Genomic DNA, 18731 nt, shown 5'->3' on the forward strand with positions numbered 1-18731 from the left:
ATCGGTGTAGGACGCGGCAGAAATACGAGCGTGACGAAATCGGAAAGAATGATCCTGAAGCGGCGATTCGGTAGAGCCGGGTCAAACTATCCGACGAAATAAACGATCACTGGATGGGCGGGGGAGCGTCGCAAACTGGAGGGCAAGAGCTCCCGGACGCAGCGTTAAGTTTGAATACCTCCGCGGACATGGTCGCGAGCTTATCGCGCAAATAAATCGAGCAGCCGAGCGCCGGCCGCACTCATGACCGGCTGGGCTCGGTTAATCCTGCATGCCGCGCCCATGAGGTTACTTGTCCGGAGTGCGTCGAGCACAACGAGGAGATGTAGTTCACGATCTTTGAAAAGCGTGGTCAACCATCCAAAGTGTGGATGCCTTTCATCGAAACAAACGATTTCATCAATGTTCTGGAATCCTGCATGGGCAGAAGCACCTGATGGACACCGATGCCCCCACTGCCTCATGGCGTGGCGAGCGTCTTAAGAAACCGCCCGAAAGGAGATTTTTCATGCGCTCTACCGGGCAGTGGAGTGCTGGGAAAGGGAGTTGCAACTGACCGGGTCCGACTTCTTCCGAGCCTATGGACAGACTGGGAGACGCGCACGGTGTAGCGGCTCACATCGTCATACTGCACCTACGCCACACACCGGCCGGACCTGATCCGGCTTTATGAGCATTGGGCTTTGTCAGTTGCCCAAGCGTGATGGCTTTCGCGACGCGGCGCGCCTCAGGAACTGAGCCGCGTCCAGGTCGAAACGCGGGAAAGAAAGACAGGAAACAGAATGGCCGATCAATTCGCAACGGACGTCATTGCCCTGATCAAGAAACGCGCCGAGTCGGAGAGCGGTGAGGGAATGCCTACGTCATTCGTCGGCGAGATAACAATCGCCACGGAACTGGACGCGCTCGGGTTTGATTCGCTGGGTTTGGCGGACGTCCTCTGGGATGTGGAGCAGGCCTACGGCATCAAGATCGACATGAACACGGCCGATGCCTGGTCCAATCTCAAGAATGTCGGCGACGTCGTGGAAGCCGTCCGCGGCTTGCTTGCGAAGGAGGCTTGAATGCACAGGCGCGTCGTTATCACCGGAGTGGGCGGCCTGTGCGGACTGGGCACCGACGCCGCCTCTATGTGGAAAGAGATGCGCGAAGGCCGCTCCGCCATCGGCCCGATCGCCAATTCCGAGCTTCATGACCTGGAGGGCATGACCGGCGCTGAGATCAAGGCGCTGCCCCAGCACGACATCAATCGCAAGCAGTTCGTCTCCATGGCCCGCTTCAGCTTGCTCGCCGTGCTTGCAGCGCGCGAAGCCATGCGGCAGGCCGGACTTTCCTGCGACGAGAGGAATGCCCATCGCTTCGGCGCGACAGTGGGCGTCGGCGGCTTGGGCTGGGATGTGATGGAGGAAACTTACCGGGCCCTCCTTTTGGACGGCGCGAGGCGAGTTGGCATCCTCGCTGTACCCAAAACGATGCCAAGCGCCGCCGCCGGCCAGGTGAGCTTGAGCCTCGGCTTGCGCGGGCCGGTCTTCGGGGTGACCTCCGCATGTGCCTCGGCCAACCATGCGATCGCCTCGGCGGTGGACCAGATCAAGCTGGGCCGGGCCGACGTAATGGTTTCCGGAGGCAGCGACGCACCCTTCGCATGGGGCGTGCTGAAAGCATGGGAAGCAATGCGCGTGCTTTCACCCGATACCTGCCGGCCCTTCTCCGCCGATAGGAAGGGCCTGGTGCTGGGCGAGGGTGCGGGCATGGCCGTGCTGGAAAGCTACGAGCATGCCACGAGGCGTGGTGCCACAATTCTTGCCGAGATCGCCGGCGTCGGCCTTTCCGCCGATGCCTTCCACATTGCCGCGCCATCTGTCGAGGGGCCAGCGTCGGCGATGCGCGCCTGCCTTGCCGATGCCGGGCTGAATGCCGAGGACGTCGACTACCTCAACGCGCACGGCACCGGTACCAAAAGCAATGATCAGACTGAAACGGCGGCGATCAAGCGTGTGTTTGGAAACCACGCTTATTCGATGTCCATCTCTTCCACCAAGTCCACGCACGCGCATTGCCTCGGCGCAGCGAGCGCGCTTGAAATGATCGCCTGCGTGATGGCAATCCAAGAGGACGTCGTGCCGCCGACCGCCAACTATCGCGAGCCAGATCCCGCTTGCGACCTCGACATCACACCCAATGTGCCGCGGGAGCGCAAGGTGCGCGTCGCCATGAGCAACGCCTTCGCCATGGGCGGTACGAACGCAGTTCTGGCATTCAGGCAGGTGTAGAAGCCATGCAAGACGCCTCATTTGAGGTCACCTGTCGTATCTAGCTGCTTGAGGGGCGGGGCATTGTGATACAGGGAGAGCTGTGGGGTCCCTCCTTCTCGGCCTCGACGATGTGGAAGGAGCCTGTGCGGCGAAACGGGCTAGACGCCCCCAGGCCCAGAACTTGGGCGAAACCAACTCCCACCAAAGGACAGCCGGTTTAGTAGCCGAACAATGAAACCTCGCTCGACGAGCCGCCGTCTCTACTGTCTCCGGCCTCACGCGGTTGAAGCGAACAGCGCAGCAGCTACTGTTCCGCACAACTCGGATGGCAATTGGGACAAGTCCGCACATGTCGTCACGTACGCTGAACGCCGCAGGTACAGCCAAACTGGGGCGGGGCGTTTCTGCCGTTTTGATAGAATTCTATCAAACTGACAATTTTCCTTGCATAAATGCAAGGAGAGCTCGGTTGACTCCCCTCCTTTCTTGTCAAGGATGAGTTTGCAGGCTGCGGTGCGGCAGAAGCCGGACAGAACAGCGACCGGTCGAGTAAAGGCCTGCGCAAACCGCATATTGCGAGCGCCCGCGCGGAGGAAGACGCTCGTCCTGGTGAAAGGCAACGATGCTCAGGCGCCATTGCCATTTGCCGAGGGCGTCCGCGCGCCGAAAATTTCGAAGCAACAAAGGTGAGATCGAGAATGATGATGACGAAATACAACACAGCTCACCGTCCAGTGCAGTTCTACCGGCGGGTGGCGGAGTGGGATGGGCTGCCAAATGGAACGTAAAAAGATCAGCAAGGAGATGCTTGGCGATAGTCAGGCGCTGCGCAAGCTGCGTGAGCACCTTGTCAAGGTGGCCAAGGCGAAGACTACGGTCCTGTTGCGAGGTGAATCCGGAACCGGTAAGGAGCTGGTTGCCAAAGCCATTCACGAGCTCTCGCCTCGCGCCAAGCAGCCCTTCATCAAGGTCAATTGCGCGGCGCTCACCGAGACGCTTCTGGAATCTGACTTGTTCGGTCATGAGAAGGGTGCCTTCACCGACGCGAGCAGTTTGCGCAAGGGGCGCTTTGAGGCTGCCGACAAAGGCACATTGTTTCTGGACGAGATTGGCGAAATATCAGGTTCGTTCCAGGCTAAGCTGCTGCGTGTCCTGCAGGAGCAGGAGTTTGAGCGCGTCGGCAGCAACCACACCATTAAAGTTGATGTTCGCGTGATTGCCGCAACGAACAGGGACTTGGAAACGGCAGTTCAACGCAAGGAGTTCCGGCAAGACCTCTATTATCGCATCAACGTCGTCACTTTACGCGTGCCGGCATTGCGCGAAAGGCGAGGTGATATTCCGCTCTTGGCCGCTCAGTTTCTCAAGAATTTCAATACTGAGAATGATCACACGCTGACCTTCGCTCCCGAAGCGATTGAGGTGCTAATGAACTGCGAATTTCCAGGCAACATCCGAGAGCTCGAAAACTGCGTTCAGCGGACGGCAGTTCTGGCGACGGGTCCATCAATCCTCAGAACTGACTTTGCCTGTTACGCGGATCAGTGCTTGGCCGCGGCGCTGTGGAAGAACGGACCGCCGACGTCAGAGAAGTCGACTACGATCGAGCCTTCCGCCGCCTGTGCCGCCCCGCCCGTCGGCGACGGGCAAGCGCCGATAGGCCCTGCCACGAGTCGTGGTAGGGTGCCCGATGCCGATACGGTCATTGCTGCCATGGAAAAGTGTGGCTGGGTGCAGGCAAAGGCGGCGCGCCTGCTCGGTTTGACCCCGCGCCAGATCGGCTACGTGCTGAGAAAACGCGGTATCGAGATCAAGCGTCTCTGAAACAACCCGCCGAGCAAGAGCTGGAGCAGGTCAAGCATTGGTGCTCTGGCGAGCCCATCGGCCAGGCTTACGAAGTGGGTGTGAACAGCGCTGCCAAGATTCCGGCCGTGTGCTTTCTACCACGTAGTCATACTGGGGCTCTGCGACTGACAAACTAAAAAGGAGTAATCCTATGGCTAGTAACTTCGCTCTACACCGCAAGGGCAAATCAATTCGACGTGCCTGGATCCAGAAATAATCGATGTATTATTGGTGACACGCCAGCATGCGTAGAGGCGACGCGCAGATCTCCGCTGGCGGGACCTGGTCGATACATTAGCTGATGGCTTACCGCTCGATATCACGCAATCTGAGATGGGCATGAAAGTGAGTTCGACCGCTGGACAGTTGCCGACCTCGTCAGGTATTGGCCCCTGCGACCGGTTGATCTGCGATATCCAAATTCGCGGAAGTTGGTCGAGACGAAACTGTCGCCCCGGCTCGTGACCGACCGCGCGCCCGGCAAGACCGAGTTACAAAGTTGCCGAGGCAGTTTGATGTGCGTTCCTGCATCACTGTACGGGACACGACCTGACGGGAGACTATGATGCGTAGCCAAAAAGAAAAGATGCTCGCAGGCGAGTTTTACAATGCGGCGGATCCGGAGATCCAAGCTGACCTGTTGGCCACCGGGGCTTGGCTCAAGCGGTACAATGATACGCTGGGGCAGACCACGGGGCATTGGCATGAGCTTTTGTCCGAGCGGCTGGGAGAGGTTGGGCGCGGAACGGTCATCCGTCCGCCCTTTTTTTGCGACTACGGATTCAATATCCGCATTGGAGCCAATGCCTACATCAACTTCAACTGCGTTATTCTTGACGTGGTAGAGGTCAAAATCGGGCAAGGAACGGCAATTGGGCCTGCTGTGCAGATTTATACCGCCGATCATCCACATGATGCCGAGCAGCGGCAGGCCGGCCTGCAGGTCGGGCGTCCTGTTCACATTGGCAGCCGTGTCTGGATCGGCGGTGGAGCAATCATTCTGCCTGGCGTCACGATTGGTGATAATGCAGTGGTAGGCGCTGGCTGCGTGGTCACACGAGATGTTCCCGCCGGGGCAAAGGTAGTGGGAATTCCTGCTCGCGTGGCCGACCCACATAAACAGGCATAATCAACCTCGTTGACCCTGGAGGTGCATGCGAACTGTCGAAACTGTGCCGAATTTTTGTCGAAGCCATTGAGCGCTGCATATGTTGTCGCGACTCGGGCGCTTCAGTTCTTTTGCCACGGGGGTCACAAGATCATGTGCGTAATGCCGCCGCAACGTGCTCACGTCCCGCAGCAGCGGACCCTTTCACATCGCCCAACGAATTCAGAGCCTACGTTGTGCTGCCACTAGCATTACTACTCACGAATGTATTCCCAACTGAGTTTTCGCCCTTGGAGGCAAGCAGCGACTCACCAGCAATCGCCGGCCATTAATCCTGGCTAGCATCGACCCCGACGAGGCGAGCCGCGGCGTTGCGGATCGGCATGTCGATGACCGTGATTGCGCCTTCGGCAAGGAAACGACGTTCGTTTCTGGTCAGCGTAGCCGAATCGATCACCGCAAAATGTGGGCCAGTGGAGCGCTTCATCAGCTGTCTGGCATATGTGCGCAGCATCTGATCGTTGAAGCGGCAGCCCACGAAGAAAAAACCCCGGTTGACGCGCCGTTGCTTCACCGCGTCCGGGATCGGCGTCTGGATATCAATTTCGGTTAGGACTTCGACGTAATCGGAATCAGCCACGAGGAAGTTTGCCGCCGGCCTGACGCTGCCGTGCGGCGCATAGAGCACCGTCCTAGCCACTTGTTCGGCCTCGAGTTCTGTTCCTGACAAATCGTAAGTTCTCGTCCAGATGTTACCGATTCCGGTCGCGCGCGTCGTTCCTTGTATCTCGACAACGTCTGTTTGGCCGGCCTCTGCAAGGGCTGCTCGCATGGCGCCATCGTACCAGCTGTCGATGATGACAGACAGTTGAAGGGTTGCGAGCCAGGCGTGAAGAACGGTCGGCTCGGCGGGGGCTGCGAATATCTCCGCCATCCACGCTTGGAGAGTCCGACGATGTCGGCGCTGCTCGATAAACTGCGCGACCGACCACATATTGGTGCGAATCCTGGAAGGGGCAGGCGCCCGCTTGTTGAGGGCCGCGGCGACATCTTCAGGGGTGCAAGGTACAGGTGATTCCGGTGGGTTAAGCTGCAGAAGACCAGGACCGAGATAGGGGATCACTCGATCGGCCTTGAGAGCGCCGTTCAGCAGGTCAATCAGTTTTTTGGCAAAACTGCCCCGGACGACGACGAGATGGTCCCAGCTCAGCATCGTGTTCATACGCGTTTCCTCTCCGCCACTGAACCCACCGGCATCAGGCCCCGTCGGAAATCTTCATCGCCTCGACGGTGATCGGCAAACGCGTGTCGCGCGGAAGGTCGGGCAGCATGAGCCGCCAACCGTTCCTGAGCGTCACGGTCCCGCCCCATAAGTCAGCGTTCTCAATCTCGGTGATCGGCTCTTCGAGATCCTTCTTGGGGACATAAGCCGACAAGCCAGTAGCGGTCCTGCGAATCATTACTTTCATCCGGCTGTTCCCCCGTTGGAAATGCCTTCAGCTCCGCAGGGAACCTCGACTTTGTCGAGGCTAATGAGTTCGCGCGCTCGCATGCCGACGACCGTGCCACGATCGATCCATTCGACCGCATAGATGAAGAATTGCTGGAGAAAGGTTCCAATGTCGCGCACGTAGCCTTCGTCGCCCTTCCGCACGAGGTTTTCGCCGATCTCCTTGCCGGGATAGGTGCCGTCGTTTTTTATGTGGCGTATCGCACGGACCCGCTCACCCTGCATGAACCGTGGCGGTCTGCCGATTTCGACCTCCTGTTCGCGTCTGGACCACATGCTGTCCATTCCTTTCTCGAGGTTTTTGTTGTGGTCGCGGGTTGCAGGCGTCGTCGTGCGGCGAACCCGACCGTTTCGGTAGGAATCAAGCGGGAACGCAGGTTTTCGGTACCGGACAGACCGACACGCATTGCTGCGTATCGAAGGCCTCCTTGCATTCGGTGCACTTGTTTGGATCGATCACATAGGCGTCGCCCTTGAACTTGATCGCTTCCGAAGGACATTCGAACTCGCAGGCCCCGCATTGGGTACATTGGGATGCGATGATCTTTAAAGCCATTCTAACTCCTGGTTATCGGACGAGACGGCTCAGGCCGTCGCCGCTAGTGGTCTGATCCCAAACTCTGCCGCGTAAAGTGCGCTGACTGCGGTCTCGATGTAGTCATGGCCATAGGCGTCGGTTACGCGCAGTCCAGCTCGCGAGAGTTGTTCCTTCGGGCGATTTCCGATCTTGGCGCATAGCACTATGTGTATGCCTTCGAGCGCTGCGATGACGCCCTCGAGGATGGCGTCTTCGCCCCCGCCTCCGAGGCAATACCGCTCGACCTTCCGATGCCCGACCAAGCTGATCCCTCTAGGCGAGACTTCATAAACCTGGAATTCCTTCGCGTGGCCGAAGTGTTCGTTGACCCGTCCACCTCCCTTAGTGGCCACCGCAACCAGAAGCGACTTTTCGGAGTCTGTTGCCTTGACCATACCGATGGCCTCGCTCCTCGCCGCCTCATGATCACGGCGCTCGTGTGCGACCACCTGCCGATAGGCCTGACGCTTGCCAGCATCGTAGGCGACATCGTCGGGAATCCCGTCCAGCGTGAATTCCTGGCCACGATCTTCACCGAGCAGGCCGACAGCATCTGCCCGGCACTGCCGGCAGTGGCGCATCAACTTGGCGCCACCTTCAAGTCGATCCTGAAGAGCCATCATCTCCATTGCCGTTGGGCCGCGCTGCCCGATGAGTCCGTAGTGGGTACCGTGCGCCGGGTCCGAAATCAGAGGCATCACGTTGTGCAGAAACGCGCCCCGCTCCCTGACCATTTTGTTCACCTCAAACAGGTGCTGGTCGTTCACTCCAGGAATCATCACCGAGTTGATTTTGGTGAGGATGCCGCGCGCGCTCAGCATCTCCAGGCCCAGCATCTGCCGCGCGTGCAAGATTCGAGCGGCTTCGATGCCGAAGTAGCGGCGATTTTCATAAAAGATCCAAGGATAAATCTTTGCGCCGACTTCCGGGTCGACCATGTTGATGGTGATCGTCACGTGATCAACATTCATTTCGGCAAGCTCGGCGACATGGTCCGGCAGCACGAGCCCGTTGGTGGAGACGCACAGCTTTATGTCGGGGATTTCCCTGATGACGCAGTCGAACGTTGCCTTCGTTTTCTCCCAGTCGTAACAGGCATCCCCCGGCCCAGCGATGCCAAGAACCGAAAGCTGCGGAACTTTGTTGGCAACCGCGATGACCTTGCGTAGCGCTTGGTCGGGCGTCAGCTTCTCAGACACAACACCAGGCCGGCTCTCGTTGGCGCAATCGTATTTGCGATTGCAGTAGTTGCACTGGACATTGCAAGCCGGCGCGACCGCCACATGCATACGCGCGAAATAGTGATGCGCTTCCTCCGAAAAGCAGGGGTGATCCTTGATCCTTTCCCAAATAGCCGGATCCCCTTCGCCCGGGCTGGTCGGCGACGAGCCGTAGGAGGACGATGCGCAGACGGATTTCGCGGCTGCCAGAAAACCCTCGGATGTCGTGCTAGTCGGACCCTCAATCGAAACTGTCGGTGAGGACATCAAACGGCTCCGTTGCTGGTAACGTCGCGGTTCAAGGTGCAAGAGCCATACCAACTTAAAACAGCGGCTTCAGTTCACTATTTGGGTCAATATCGCATTGTGTCAGGCGGGCGCGACACAATTTTGTCCTGCTTGCGACAGCACAAGTCCAAATCCGTTCAGAAGCACAAAGCACTCCTTGTCGCGCACAGGGCGCGCAAGACCACTGGCCTGACGATTGGCTCATCAGGCTCTTAGAATTTCCTTCGGCTCGATACTATGCCGGCGTATCGCCTAGCCGACTTGTCGCAGCGTGAGGCCGAGAATTCGAGCCGCATTAGCCTGAACCCAGCCGGCCTTCTCCATTGTGTCGATCAGCCGTCAGGCTCCGTCCGCCGCGGTCCCAGCCCCCGTCCGGCCGTATCGTTAGAATCGCAACCGGCTATTTCGTGCTCAGGGGGCGCCGATGCGCCGAACCGGCATCGTGCTGGCCCGTGAGAGCTCGTCGATGACATTGCCACGTTCCGAAAGATTGGTTCCTTCCAGAGGAGAACGCCAAGCACGCAGTTCTCCGGCTCGCGGACGTTGCCGGGGAAATAGCATTGCGAGATCAGCTCAACTGCCGACGGCGCAAAGCCATGGTTCTCCATATTTCAAGGGTAAGCGCTGTGTCCTTCCAGGAGGACCCGGCGATCTGTGGGCCTGCCGATTCTGACGTGGATCGGAGATCGGCTTGTGTCTGAACTTGAACTTAAGATTGACGCTGAGCGGCAGCCTCGGCGTTTTCGAGGGTGATCAACGGCGCTGTTGGTCGGCGGCGTTGGTCGATGGACGACAAGGCACGGAGTCATCTCCGAGACCCTGGAGCCGACGCGGTGATCTCGGAGGTTGCCCGGCGCTACGGGCCGCGGCCGCGGCGGAACGCTCGCAAGCTTGCGACGCTGGCAGGACAGGCCACTCCCGCCTAGTGGTTTCGGTGGCGCCACCGGAACGACCCGTTGGGCCAACATCCGTGCACCAGAGCTCAAGGCCACGGCCTGAGAATCGGCCGCCGCTCACCCTTTACTTGGTTCCTCAGAGAAGGAGAGCAACTTCCGTCGGTGCGAGGGTCATTGCGTCGGCCAGTGGCGAGTTCCTGCCACGCCCAGCCATCCTGCTTCGCGACCCATTCTCGCGCTCCCGCCATCGCGGGTGGAGTGGATTAGTGCAGACGACATAGGTTCGGGGCCTGCCGTTGCCGAGCGGGTGCTCGAGCTTAAGTCCGCTTTCGTAGGTGCCTGCCTGCGCCGCACTCAGTCCGTGAGCGAGTGTCCCTCGGGAATGCCGAATGCTGTTGGCGGCGGAGTCGGCATGAAGATACCCGTCCTTCCTCCGCAACCAATTTTCGACGGGCGGCAACGATGTCGGGGGGCATGGTGCTGAATCCACTTTGACCGCTCTCGACGATGGCGCCGTCGAGATAAACGAGATGGCTGATATGGTCGGGTATCCGGTCGGCGGCGCCGGTGATGCTGATGCCGCCTAGACTGTGACCGACAAGGATCACATCGCTCAGTTCTTCCGTCACAATGTGGTTGACGATGTCGGTCACGAATGTGTCGGGCGTGATGTCCTTGCACAGCAAACGTGCGCGTTCGCCGACACCTGTCTGGGTCGGCGTGGTCATGTGGTATCCCATCTTACGAAGATTGGCGGCCACGTCCCGCCAACACCATCCGCCATGCCAGGCACCATGCACTAGCACATACGTCTTTGCCATGGGTTGTGCCGTTCCACTTGCTCACCGGCCGTTGTGGCTGCCATCCGGCACGATGGCCGGGCGTTGTCCCAAAGGGGGGCTCGACCACGTGACCGGTGGTAAGTCCGGCGCACAGGGCAGCGCCGTGGCCTCGAGGACACCGCTAACGAGTCAAGGAAATTTGAATTGCGAAAGGCCAATATTCACTAGCTCTTTGCAAGTGGATGGAGAGGCTCATGGTGTGCCGCAGTTGCTCGCTGCCGGCATGCTCTTGGCACGGTTCCGGCTGATCATCCGAACTTGAACAGGACACCAAAGCCGCCGCGCGGATAGTTCCACTCGATGTCGCCGCCTTTCTCGCACAATATCCGGCAGGTGCCGCATTCCATGCAGCCGTCGGCGGTGATCTCGACTTGACCCTTGTCATTCAACTCATAGCATTTCGCCGGACAGACGTAGGTCAACGCAAGCAAGTTCGCGCTTGGCTTGTCGTGCGGTCGCACTATAATATGGGGGCGGCCGGAATCGACCAGATAGCGGTTCTGGTAAAGTTTGTCCTCGACACGAACCTTCGTCACTGCGATCGTCATCTTGTACCCTCTTCAGCGCCATGCCAATGCCAGGCGGACCGCGTCGCTGACCAACCCCCAGCGCGAGCGCGCGTTGATGAAGGCGGCCGTGGTGTTCTTTTCCTTCTCGATCTTCGGCGTGCCGTCGACACGCATGAAGTTCTGAGCGGCATGCGACATCAACCGCGGATAGCTGTCAAAAAAGTTGCTGGAATTGGTGTGGAGCAAGGCTGGCATGTCCTTGTATTTCTTAAGATCCTTGATCACAAAGGAGTCATCCAGCATCGTCTTGTAGAGCGCAAGGTTCGCTTTGGTCATAGGACTGTTGCGGCTTTTGACTTTGATGATCGCCTCAGCCGCGACACGACCCGAGGTCATGGCAAGGTTCGAACCCTCACGGTGAATGGCATTGTTCAGTTGCGCTGCGTCGCCGACGATGACCCAACCGTCGCCGAAGAGCTGCGGAATGGCCTTGTAACCACCTTCGGGGATAAGATGGGCGGCATATTCTTTCACCTCCGAGCCAGCGATCAGCGGCCGGATCGAAGGATGGTTTTTCATCGCATCTAGGAGGGCGGACGGGCTCTCCATCGTCGCGGCGAAATCCGAGACCAGGCAGCCGATGCCGAGTGAAATCGACTCCTTGTTGGTGTAAAGGAAGCCGAGCCCGGCCATGCTGCGAGAGATCGTGCCCACGGCCTCGATTACGCAGCCTTCATCGCCCTTGACCCCGAACCGCTGGCCAATGACCTCTTCGGGCAAGAAATGCATTTCCTTGACGGCAAGCGCCACGGTCTCCGGCTTCGGCATCTCGCGCAGGCCTGCGCGAGTGCCAAGCAATCCCGACACCCCTTCTGCGAGAACGACCACATTCGCGAAGACCACTCCGCCAGCCCGGTCTGTGCGGACGCCGATCACCTTGCCATTGCCATCACGGACGAGTTCCGTCGCGGTCGTCTCACACAGGACCGTCGCGCCAGCCTCGCGCACCTTGCGGGAAAACCATTTGTCGAACTGGGCGCGGATGATCGTGTAGCGGTTGGGTTTCGCCTCATTGAAGTCGTCCGACCGGTAATGAATTCCGGTGTGAGACGTGTCGTCCATCACCCAAAGTCGCTGTTCGACCAGGTGCCGCTCGAGGGGCGCATCATCCCGGAAGTCCGGGATGATCTTCTCCAGCATGTTCGCGTACATTATGGCACCCTGGACGTTCTTAGAGCCCGGATATTCACCGCGCTCCAACTGCAGTACCTTCAGCCCCTGGCTTGCCAAAGTGTAAGCAGCTGCGTTTCCAGACATGCCGGCTCCGACCACAATGGCATCGAATTGTTCAATCATGTCCTCTCCCTCAACTCGCAAGCTTGTCTCGACTGTGCGGCGACAGCCGCCGGGTGAAGGCTTCCGTCAGTGCGGGCAGGAAGCGGATTGCATCCGTGACGATCCCGAGGTGGGCGAACTCGAAAATCGGCGCGTTCGGATCGGTGTTGATCGCGACGATGAGATCGGCCCCCTCGACCCCAACTCGGTGCTGGATGGCGCCGGAAATTCCGGCCGCGATGTAAAGCTTCGGTCGAATGGTCTTGCCAGTTTGTCCAATCTGTCGATTAGCCGGCATCCAGCCCTTCTGGACCAAGGGGCGCGAACAGCCATGCTCGGCGCCGATCGCTCGGGCAAGATTCTTCACAAGCTGAAGGTTCTCCGCCGCTCCGAGACCGAGGCCTCCCGCAACCACGACATCCGCATAGGCAAGATTTGCCATTGCCGACTGGTTATCCGGTAGGAAGCCGAGGACTTTGGTGACGATATCGTCCTCAACGAGCGACAGCTTGTGCCGCATGACACGCCCGACCGGCTTATCCACCCGTTGCGGCATAGGCATGACCCTTGGTCGCACCGTCGCCATTTGCGGCCGGTAATTTAGTGTATAGATCGTACACAACAATGAGCCACCAAAAGTCGGACGGGTCGCGGCGAGTGAACCGTCGGAATCTACATCAAGTTCGGTGCAGTCGGCCGTGAGCCCCGTCTGCAGGGTCGTCGCTACCGAGCCTGCAAGATCCCTGCCCAGTGTGGTCGCGCCGAGAAGGAGGATTTCGGGTTTATGGGTATTGACCAGATCCGTGAGCGCCTTGGCGAACGGCTCGTTCCGGTAGTCGGCGAGCGGCGGCGCATCGACGATGTAGACAAGATCCGCCCCGTAAGCGAAGGCCTCGGCAGCAGCGTCCTCGACCATCTCGCCCGGCGGTCCCAGCACGACGCCCGCGAGCTGGACTTCAAGCTTGTCGGCCAATTTGCGGCCTTCGCCCAGCAGTTCGAATGATACAGGATGCACATTGCCGCGTTCGAGCTCGAGGAAGACCCACACGTGCCGGTAGTCTTTGAAACGGTCGGGAAGTTCTTTCTTTACACCGGCACGGCCGGGGGCAATGCGAGGGGTAGTTTGGCTTGCGGTCGACATTTTCTGCTCCTGGCCGTCACGTGCCGCTGTTGAAGGCCAGCTCATGTTCCAGCGCCGGCCGGCGGGTTAAGATATCGGCGATGAGTTCATCGGCTATGTCCTGCAAGCCCCTTTCCGCGGTGTCGATCTGCGCCGCGCTTTCTGCCCGTGCGGTGGGGGCGAAAACACGCTTGACGACTGTAGGCGAGCCACGCAGACCGCACCGGGTGAGATCGTCAATGCCGGCGTCGGCTGCAGTCCACTTCACGACTTGGCTGCGCGCCGCGCACAGAGCCTGCTGGAGCGAGCCCCGGCGGATTTCGTTGGTGTCTTCCAGCATGGTAATGAGGCAAGGGAGTCTGCTCTTCAGCAACTGGGTGCCGCCTTCGGCGCGACGCGCGACTTCGATCTCTCGCGTATCGAGATCGATGGAGGCAATCTTCGCGACATAGGTAAGTTGCGATAAATCTAGGCGCTTGGCTATGCCCGGTCCGACCTGGGCGGTATCGCCGTCAATCGTCTGCTTGCCGGTGAAGACGATGTCCGGCCTGCCGAAAGTCTCCCCAATTTTTGCGATTGCTTGCGAAAGAGCAAAGGAAGTCGCCAGCGTATCGGATCCGGCAAAATAGCGGTCCGTCAAGAGAACTGCTCGGTCAGCACCGTAACCGAGCGCCTTTCGCAGCGAGTCCTCCGCCATGGGCGGACCCATTGTGAGCACAGTAACCTCGCCACCATGAACGTCGCGCAGTTTGAGCGCTTCTTCGAGGGCGAACAGGTCGTAAGGATTGATGATGGTCGGAACACCCTGACGCATGATCGTGTTCGTCACCGGGTGCACGCGGATCTGTGCCGAATCCGGCACCTGCTTAATGCAGATTACGATATGCATTGGCGGTTTCTCTAAGCTCCCAGTCCGGATTCGTGCTTGGCGGTTCACCTCATTGCCTGCATCGTTCATGCCAAGTCGTCTTCCTGCCTCTATTCCAGAAGGTGGCTTCGTTTGCTTCCGAGGAGGCGTCATGAGGACTGGATTTGTCGACTTCTCGACATTGTCGCGTCGCAGCCGTGTCGGGCTCATTACTTTCCGAACCGCTTCAGTGCAGAGTCGAGCGGGACGAAGGCGCGGCCAGGTGCGGGACATATGTTTGGATCGTGGTCCCTTAGCACCTTGAACACACGTTGCGTGAGCGGCGAGGAAGTCGCGAAATCTTCGTAGGCGCGTTCCAGCTTGGCGCGCACCCGCGCGGCGATTACCTGGTTAGGCAGACCGGAGAAATCTTCTTCGGCAAGGTATTGGCCCACGCGCTTCATGATATGGAGCCGCGAGACATTCATCACTTTCGGGTCGTAGGAGACGCCAAGGCAGGCGAAGAAGTCCTCCGCGGCCGACAGGCCCTTCAGTCGCGCTAGGATATCGGTGCGATCGATCGGGCGGCTATCAGCGGAGCAGTTCATTGTATTCTCCCGGCGCGTAATTGTGGTGTCGATGCATTGGTGACATTGCTGACGGCGTGCCGACCTCTGGCACGGCGGCTGGGCAAGAGACTTGGCGATCTCAAGCTTTTCTGAAGTGGTGAAGGCGACCCCGAGTTTGACTGCTCTCCATTGCGCAGGGTCGTCACGTTGAGGAAGACCTCACGGCTCGTCGGCTATTGTGCCGCTCGGACCCGGGCCGGAATGAAGCTGTTCCGCACCTCGCCCGCACAGTCCAGCACTGGGAACGGCCCGTAGCTTCTCGGTGATCGCAGGCAGGACCTCAAGCACGCGGTCTACGTCATCTTCGCCGTTGTCACGCGACAAGGAGAAGCGGACTGCCCCACATGCCGCGTTCATAGCGATCAGAACATGGCTCGGTTCCAGTGAGCCAGAGGCACAGGCGGACCCGGCGGAACAGGCGATTCCCAGCCGGCTCAGGACAATTGGAATTGCATCGCCTTCGATACCTTCGAATCCAATGTTTGCAGTGTTTGGCAATCGCTCTTGCGGATCGCCGTTGATGGATGTGTTTGGGATGCGCTGGATGATCCCGTTCTCAAGGCGGTCGCGCAACCATTTTATTCGTTTTGTCTCGTCCATGAATTTCAAGGCGAGTTCGGCCGCCATGCCCAGTCCGACTATGCCGGGTGTGTTTTCAGTGCCTGCACGCCGGTCGCGCTCTTGGTGCCCACCCTTGATCATGGAGGAGAAGCGCACGCCACGTCTTACATAAAGCGCGCCTATCCCCTTTGGACCATGCAGCTTGTGGGCGGAGAGCGACAGCATGTCGATCGCGGTCGATTTCAGCTCAATCGGAAGCCTTCCGACCGCCTGCACTGCATCAGTGTGGAAAAGCGCGCCGACTTCCCTGGCTAGATCGGCAAGCTTAACCACGGGAAAGATCGTACCGGTCTCATTGTTCGCCCACATTATCGAGACGATTGCCACTTGTGGAGTGAGAGCGGTTCTGTAGGCGTCCAGGTCGAGCCGGCCGTGGTGATCGACTGGGATAATGTGCACCTTGACGCCGCGCGTCTTTTCAAGGTGCGCGCACAACTTCAGAACGGCCGGATGTTCAACCGCGGAAGTCACTATTTCCGTTCGGTCGGGCATCACCTCCAGCGCCGAAAGGATGGCTGTACTGTCGCTTTCAGTCCCGCCCGAGGTGAAGATGATCTCGTCCTCGAATCCCGCGCCGATGAGGGCTTGCAACTGTTGCCTCGCCTTTCTCACGGCTTCAGCAACCGATGCGCCATAGGCGTGCATGGACGAATGATTGCCAAATTGCTCCGTAAAGAAAGGCAACATCGCTCCAACGACTGCAGGATCAACCCGCGTCGTTGCGTTGTTGTCGAGATAGACAGGGTTCATGGGAGTGATCCTTCAACTGCTGAAATGATTCAAGGGTAGGCGGGCGGCCATTGAACCTCTGGCGCATATCGTATCTGGTAAGGTGGGCGGCCGGGCGAGCGATGGCTTGGCTGACCGGTCGCTGTCGACATTGCCCTTTGGTGGCGGCATCTGCCGGGAATTCAGCTGTTTCGGGCAATTTTGTTTGCTTGCCCACGGCAACGATCGATGATCGCGATTTGGCGCATCACCGAACGCAATTGTTCCGGGCCGACAGTGCGTGTCGGCCGGTTCCAGAGCGCCGGCGGTTACCGGTTCGACGCAGTATTCCTTGGCGTCGCTATAGTCGAACATAGCCTGTTCCCTAGCAATCATTTGCAGGACTTGCCGCAGCCGCACGTCTCACGCGCATTGGGGTTATCGAAAACAAAGCCGGATGTTTCGAGCCCATTGACGAAGTCCACGGTCATGCCGGCGGCATGGGGTTGGGAGCCTCTATCCATGAACACCTTGAGCCCATCTCGCTCGATGATCGCATCGCCCTCACGTGAGACGCTCTCCAGGCCCATTGAGTATTGGAAGCCGGCGCAGCCGCCGGCATGGACCATGATGCGAAATCCTTCCGCCGGCTCGCTGGCGCGGTAAAGAGCGGCCTTGATGGCGGCAACAGCGTTGTCGGTGAGCGTAATCATGGCTCGATTTCTCCTCGGTCCGACGTTTTCGCGGATCATCTCGCATGGACCGTGCCAAAGGGAAGACGTGTCAAAAACCGTAGGACATCCCGACGTCTCTTATGCTCGATTGCTGGGGAGACGTCCGACAACCGACACTTACTGTCGGATTTGTCGCGTCCGCGTCACAGGAAGGGCGCCTGAGTTCGCGATGCACTCACGCGTAAAGCAATGAACAGAGCCAAAGATGTTCAGAGCTTGCCGCGGAGCAACTGGCACGATTTTTGTGAAGCCTTCGTTGCGGCGGCAAAATTGCCGGCCGATTCACCTTTGGGTTGCCCTCGCAATCGAAGAACGAAGGAGAGCAATATGATCCATCAGACCCGCCTTGAGTGGGAAAGCAGCACCGCCGGTGGTACCCGAATGCTCGATCGGCCGATTGGCGCCGACCACCCAACAATCGCTCTCTACCGGCGATTGGCCGCTGACCGCCCGGAGACAGGATTCGACTGGCATGTGCCTGACGATCGATCGCGTCCGCCGTGCACACCCCTGAGGCCCGTTTTTCGATCGATCGTCAAAAGAAGAACGGGGCAGGGGTAAAAACATGGATCAGCGCAAGAAGCGGTCGCCCAACGAAATCCGGCGTGCGTGGGAAGTCTGTCCGAACATTCCCGCGCGTGATTTCGCAGCCCAATTGGCCATTTCGGAAGCGGAACTGGTCGCGGCCCATTGCGGTTTCGGCGCGGCACGCATCGACCCGCGCGTCAATCACGTTCTGACGGGCCTCGAATTCGTGGGCGAAGTGACGGCGCTGACCCGCAATCAAGGTGCCGTGCACGAAAAGATTGGCGTCTTCAACAGAGTGATAACCGGCAACAATCACGCCATGGTCCTTGGTGACGAATTCGACCTTCGCGTCTTCCCGCAAGCTTGGAGGTATGGTTTCGCTGTTGAAAGGCGCCATCGCGGCGGAATCCAGCGCAGTTTGCAATTCTTCGACGCCACCGGCGCAGCAGTGCATAAGGTGCATCTCAGGCCGGTCTCCAACCTTCATGCCTATCGAAAGCTGGTGGCCGAGCTCGTATCCGCCAACCAGGAGCCGACCATGTCGCTTAAGGCGAGAGTAGCCGACCTGGGCGCGAGGACTGCGGACTGGGCCGGCACGGTGGACGACCTACGCGAGCACTGGAGCCGGCTGACTGACGTCAACCTTCTAAAGACGCTCAAGCTCAGCCGCTGCCAGGCTTTGCGCATGGTCGGCCAGGATTACGCTTGGCTGCTCGACAATGCCGCAGTTGGCGCCGTGCTCCAGCGTGCGGCCGAAGACGAATTGCCGATCATGTGCTTCGTCGGCAACCGAGGTTCTATCCAGACCCATTCCGGCTTAATCAAGTCGGTCAAGCAGATCGGGCCGTGCATCCATGTGCTGGACGAAATGTTCCGGCTGCATCTCAGGACCCACCAAATCCGTGAGGTTTGGGCCGTGCGCAAGCCGACCAATGACAGTCACGTCACCTCGCTCGAAGCATATGGGTCCGACGGCAAGATCATCATCCAGTTGTTCGGTGCGCGCAAGGAAGGCGAACGCGAGCGCGACGACTGGCGGGTTCTGGCGGAAAACCTGCCTCGTTTCCCCGACAGCTACATGAGAAAAGACCGATCGTCGTCGGTGGGACGCCGGCGCCCATCTGCCTCCGCAGCCAGTAGCCGGGCATTGAAGCCGAGA

The 18731-nt window shown here is 59.1% G+C and carries 18 protein-coding genes and 2 pseudogenes; 5 read left to right on the top strand and 15 right to left on the bottom strand.

The features are described 5' to 3' along the window. The first annotated feature begins 782 nt into the window (after positions 1-782). From RPF88_RS24920 to RPF88_RS24935, 4 genes and pseudogenes are all read left to right on the top strand, one after another. Positions 783-1064: an acyl carrier protein gene (locus RPF88_RS24920; RefSeq protein ID WP_126057635.1), complete on the top strand. Its 282-nt coding sequence runs from the start codon at positions 783-785 to the stop codon at positions 1062-1064. Further along, the gene (locus RPF88_RS24925) at positions 1065-2273 is read left to right on the top strand and encodes a beta-ketoacyl-[acyl-carrier-protein] synthase family protein (protein WP_135931259.1); all 1209 of its coding nucleotides are present in this window, start codon (positions 1065-1067) and stop codon (positions 2271-2273) included. A gap of 762 nt (positions 2274-3035) precedes the next feature. Next, a pseudogene (gene nifA, locus RPF88_RS24930) lies at positions 3036-4079 on the top strand (nif-specific transcriptional activator NifA); the annotation flags it as partial. A gap of 583 nt (positions 4080-4662) precedes the next feature. Next, entirely contained in the window at positions 4663-5229 is a 567-nt protein-coding gene (locus RPF88_RS24935) for a sugar O-acetyltransferase (protein WP_024505228.1), read from the top strand. 307 nt (positions 5230-5536) lie between these two features. On the opposite strand, the gene RPF88_RS24940 is transcribed toward RPF88_RS24935, so the two are convergent. The 15 genes from RPF88_RS24940 to RPF88_RS25010 form a co-directional block, all read right to left on the bottom strand. Continuing rightward, positions 5537-6430 (bottom strand): SIR2 family NAD-dependent protein deacylase, encoded by an 894-nt coding sequence (locus RPF88_RS24940; protein WP_024505229.1) that lies wholly within the window; start codon positions 6428-6430, stop codon positions 5537-5539. A gap of 34 nt (positions 6431-6464) precedes the next feature. Next, positions 6465-6677 carry a putative nitrogen fixation protein NifT gene (gene nifT / locus RPF88_RS24945; protein ID WP_024505230.1) on the bottom strand — a complete coding sequence of 71 codons (213 nt, stop codon included), beginning with the start codon at positions 6675-6677 and terminating at the stop codon, positions 6465-6467. Beyond that, positions 6674-6994, bottom strand: a complete 321-nt coding sequence (locus RPF88_RS24950) for a nitrogen fixation protein NifZ (protein WP_024505231.1) — start codon at positions 6992-6994, stop codon at positions 6674-6676. Before RPF88_RS24950 ends, nifT begins: the two co-directional genes overlap by 4 nt. 85 nt (positions 6995-7079) lie before the next feature. Continuing rightward, positions 7080-7274 (bottom strand): 4Fe-4S binding protein, encoded by a 195-nt coding sequence (locus tag RPF88_RS24955; RefSeq protein ID WP_024505232.1) that lies wholly within the window; start codon positions 7272-7274, stop codon positions 7080-7082. A 29-nt stretch (positions 7275-7303) separates the two neighbouring features. Then, positions 7304-8782, bottom strand: coding sequence for a nitrogenase cofactor biosynthesis protein NifB (nifB, locus tag RPF88_RS24960; RefSeq protein ID WP_127318073.1), 1479 nt, complete (start codon positions 8780-8782; stop codon positions 7304-7306). A 273-nt stretch (positions 8783-9055) separates the two neighbouring features. Then, positions 9056-9127 (bottom strand): helix-turn-helix domain-containing protein, encoded by a 72-nt coding sequence (locus RPF88_RS24965; protein ID WP_442921306.1) that lies wholly within the window; start codon positions 9125-9127, stop codon positions 9056-9058. A gap of 889 nt (positions 9128-10016) precedes the next feature. Continuing rightward, positions 10017-10520 (bottom strand): alpha/beta fold hydrolase, encoded by a 504-nt coding sequence (locus RPF88_RS24970; RefSeq protein ID WP_245463579.1) that lies wholly within the window; start codon positions 10518-10520, stop codon positions 10017-10019. Between the two features lie 269 nt (positions 10521-10789). Next, complete coding sequence (locus RPF88_RS24975) at positions 10790-11089, bottom strand: ferredoxin family protein (RefSeq protein ID WP_024505235.1); 300 nt, start codon at positions 11087-11089, stop codon at positions 10790-10792. A gap of 12 nt (positions 11090-11101) precedes the next feature. Continuing rightward, a complete protein-coding gene (locus tag RPF88_RS24980) occupies positions 11102-12406 on the bottom strand; it encodes an FAD-binding protein (RefSeq protein WP_127318071.1) in 1305 nt (434 codons plus the stop codon). Positions 12407-12416: 10 nt separating this feature from the next. Further along, on the bottom strand, positions 12417-13526 hold the full coding sequence (locus RPF88_RS24985; RefSeq protein ID WP_127318069.1) for an electron transfer flavoprotein subunit alpha/FixB family protein: 1110 nt from the start codon (positions 13524-13526) through the stop codon (positions 12417-12419). A gap of 16 nt (positions 13527-13542) precedes the next feature. Further along, a complete protein-coding gene (locus RPF88_RS24990; RefSeq protein ID WP_127318067.1) occupies positions 13543-14394 on the bottom strand; it encodes an electron transfer flavoprotein subunit beta/FixA family protein in 852 nt (283 codons plus the stop codon). A 188-nt stretch (positions 14395-14582) separates the two neighbouring features. After that, positions 14583-14960 carry a nitrogenase stabilizing/protective protein NifW gene (nifW, locus tag RPF88_RS24995; RefSeq protein ID WP_024505239.1) on the bottom strand — a complete coding sequence of 126 codons (378 nt, stop codon included), beginning with the start codon at positions 14958-14960 and terminating at the stop codon, positions 14583-14585. Between the two features lie 180 nt (positions 14961-15140). Further along, the gene (gene nifS / locus RPF88_RS25000; protein WP_126063817.1) at positions 15141-16352 is read right to left on the bottom strand and encodes a cysteine desulfurase NifS; all 1212 of its coding nucleotides are present in this window, start codon (positions 16350-16352) and stop codon (positions 15141-15143) included. Between the two features lie 12 nt (positions 16353-16364). Beyond that, the gene (locus tag RPF88_RS25005; RefSeq protein ID WP_127318065.1) at positions 16365-16685 is read right to left on the bottom strand and encodes a hypothetical protein; all 321 of its coding nucleotides are present in this window, start codon (positions 16683-16685) and stop codon (positions 16365-16367) included. Between the two features lie 17 nt (positions 16686-16702). Then, a complete protein-coding gene (locus RPF88_RS25010) occupies positions 16703-17023 on the bottom strand; it encodes a HesB/IscA family protein (RefSeq protein WP_127318079.1) in 321 nt (106 codons plus the stop codon). A 586-nt stretch (positions 17024-17609) separates the two neighbouring features. On the opposite strand from RPF88_RS25010, the pseudogene RPF88_RS25015 reads away from it, so the two are divergent. Next, positions 17610-18641, top strand: a pseudogene (locus RPF88_RS25015) (hemin-degrading factor); the annotation flags it as partial. Positions 18642-18731 lie beyond the last annotated feature (90 nt).

It is taken from the genome of Mesorhizobium sp. ISC11, from assembly GCF_037162595.1.
GTDB classification, from domain to species: domain Bacteria; phylum Pseudomonadota; class Alphaproteobacteria; order Rhizobiales; family Rhizobiaceae; genus Mesorhizobium; species Mesorhizobium ciceri.

Coding starts and splice junctions, on each gene's coding strand:
- RPF88_RS24920 (WP_126057635.1), top strand. CDS start 783: ATGGCCGATCAATTCGCAACGGACGTCATTGCCCTGATCAAGAAACGC.
- RPF88_RS24925 (WP_135931259.1), top strand. CDS start 1,065: ATGCACAGGCGCGTCGTTATCACCGGAGTGGGCGGCCTGTGCGGACTG.
- RPF88_RS24935 (WP_024505228.1), top strand. CDS start 4,663: ATGATGCGTAGCCAAAAAGAAAAGATGCTCGCAGGCGAGTTTTACAAT.
- RPF88_RS24940 (WP_024505229.1), bottom strand. CDS start 6,430: ATGAACACGATGCTGAGCTGGGACCATCTCGTCGTCGTCCGGGGCAGT.
- nifT (WP_024505230.1), bottom strand. CDS start 6,677: ATGAAAGTAATGATTCGCAGGACCGCTACTGGCTTGTCGGCTTATGTC.
- RPF88_RS24950 (WP_024505231.1), bottom strand. CDS start 6,994: ATGTGGTCCAGACGCGAACAGGAGGTCGAAATCGGCAGACCGCCACGG.
- RPF88_RS24955 (WP_024505232.1), bottom strand. CDS start 7,274: ATGGCTTTAAAGATCATCGCATCCCAATGTACCCAATGCGGGGCCTGC.
- nifB (WP_127318073.1), bottom strand. CDS start 8,782: ATGTCCTCACCGACAGTTTCGATTGAGGGTCCGACTAGCACGACATCC.
- RPF88_RS24970 (WP_245463579.1), bottom strand. CDS start 10,520: ATGGCAAAGACGTATGTGCTAGTGCATGGTGCCTGGCATGGCGGATGG.
- RPF88_RS24975 (WP_024505235.1), bottom strand. CDS start 11,089: ATGACGATCGCAGTGACGAAGGTTCGTGTCGAGGACAAACTTTACCAG.
- RPF88_RS24980 (WP_127318071.1), bottom strand. CDS start 12,406: ATGATTGAACAATTCGATGCCATTGTGGTCGGAGCCGGCATGTCTGGA.
- RPF88_RS24985 (WP_127318069.1), bottom strand. CDS start 13,526: ATGTCGACCGCAAGCCAAACTACCCCTCGCATTGCCCCCGGCCGTGCC.
- RPF88_RS24990 (WP_127318067.1), bottom strand. CDS start 14,394: ATGCATATCGTAATCTGCATTAAGCAGGTGCCGGATTCGGCACAGATC.
- nifW (WP_024505239.1), bottom strand. CDS start 14,960: ATGAACTGCTCCGCTGATAGCCGCCCGATCGATCGCACCGATATCCTA.
- nifS (WP_126063817.1), bottom strand. CDS start 16,352: ATGAACCCTGTCTATCTCGACAACAACGCAACGACGCGGGTTGATCCT.
- RPF88_RS25005 (WP_127318065.1), bottom strand. CDS start 16,685: ATGTTCGACTATAGCGACGCCAAGGAATACTGCGTCGAACCGGTAACC.
- RPF88_RS25010 (WP_127318079.1), bottom strand. CDS start 17,023: ATGATTACGCTCACCGACAACGCTGTTGCCGCCATCAAGGCCGCTCTT.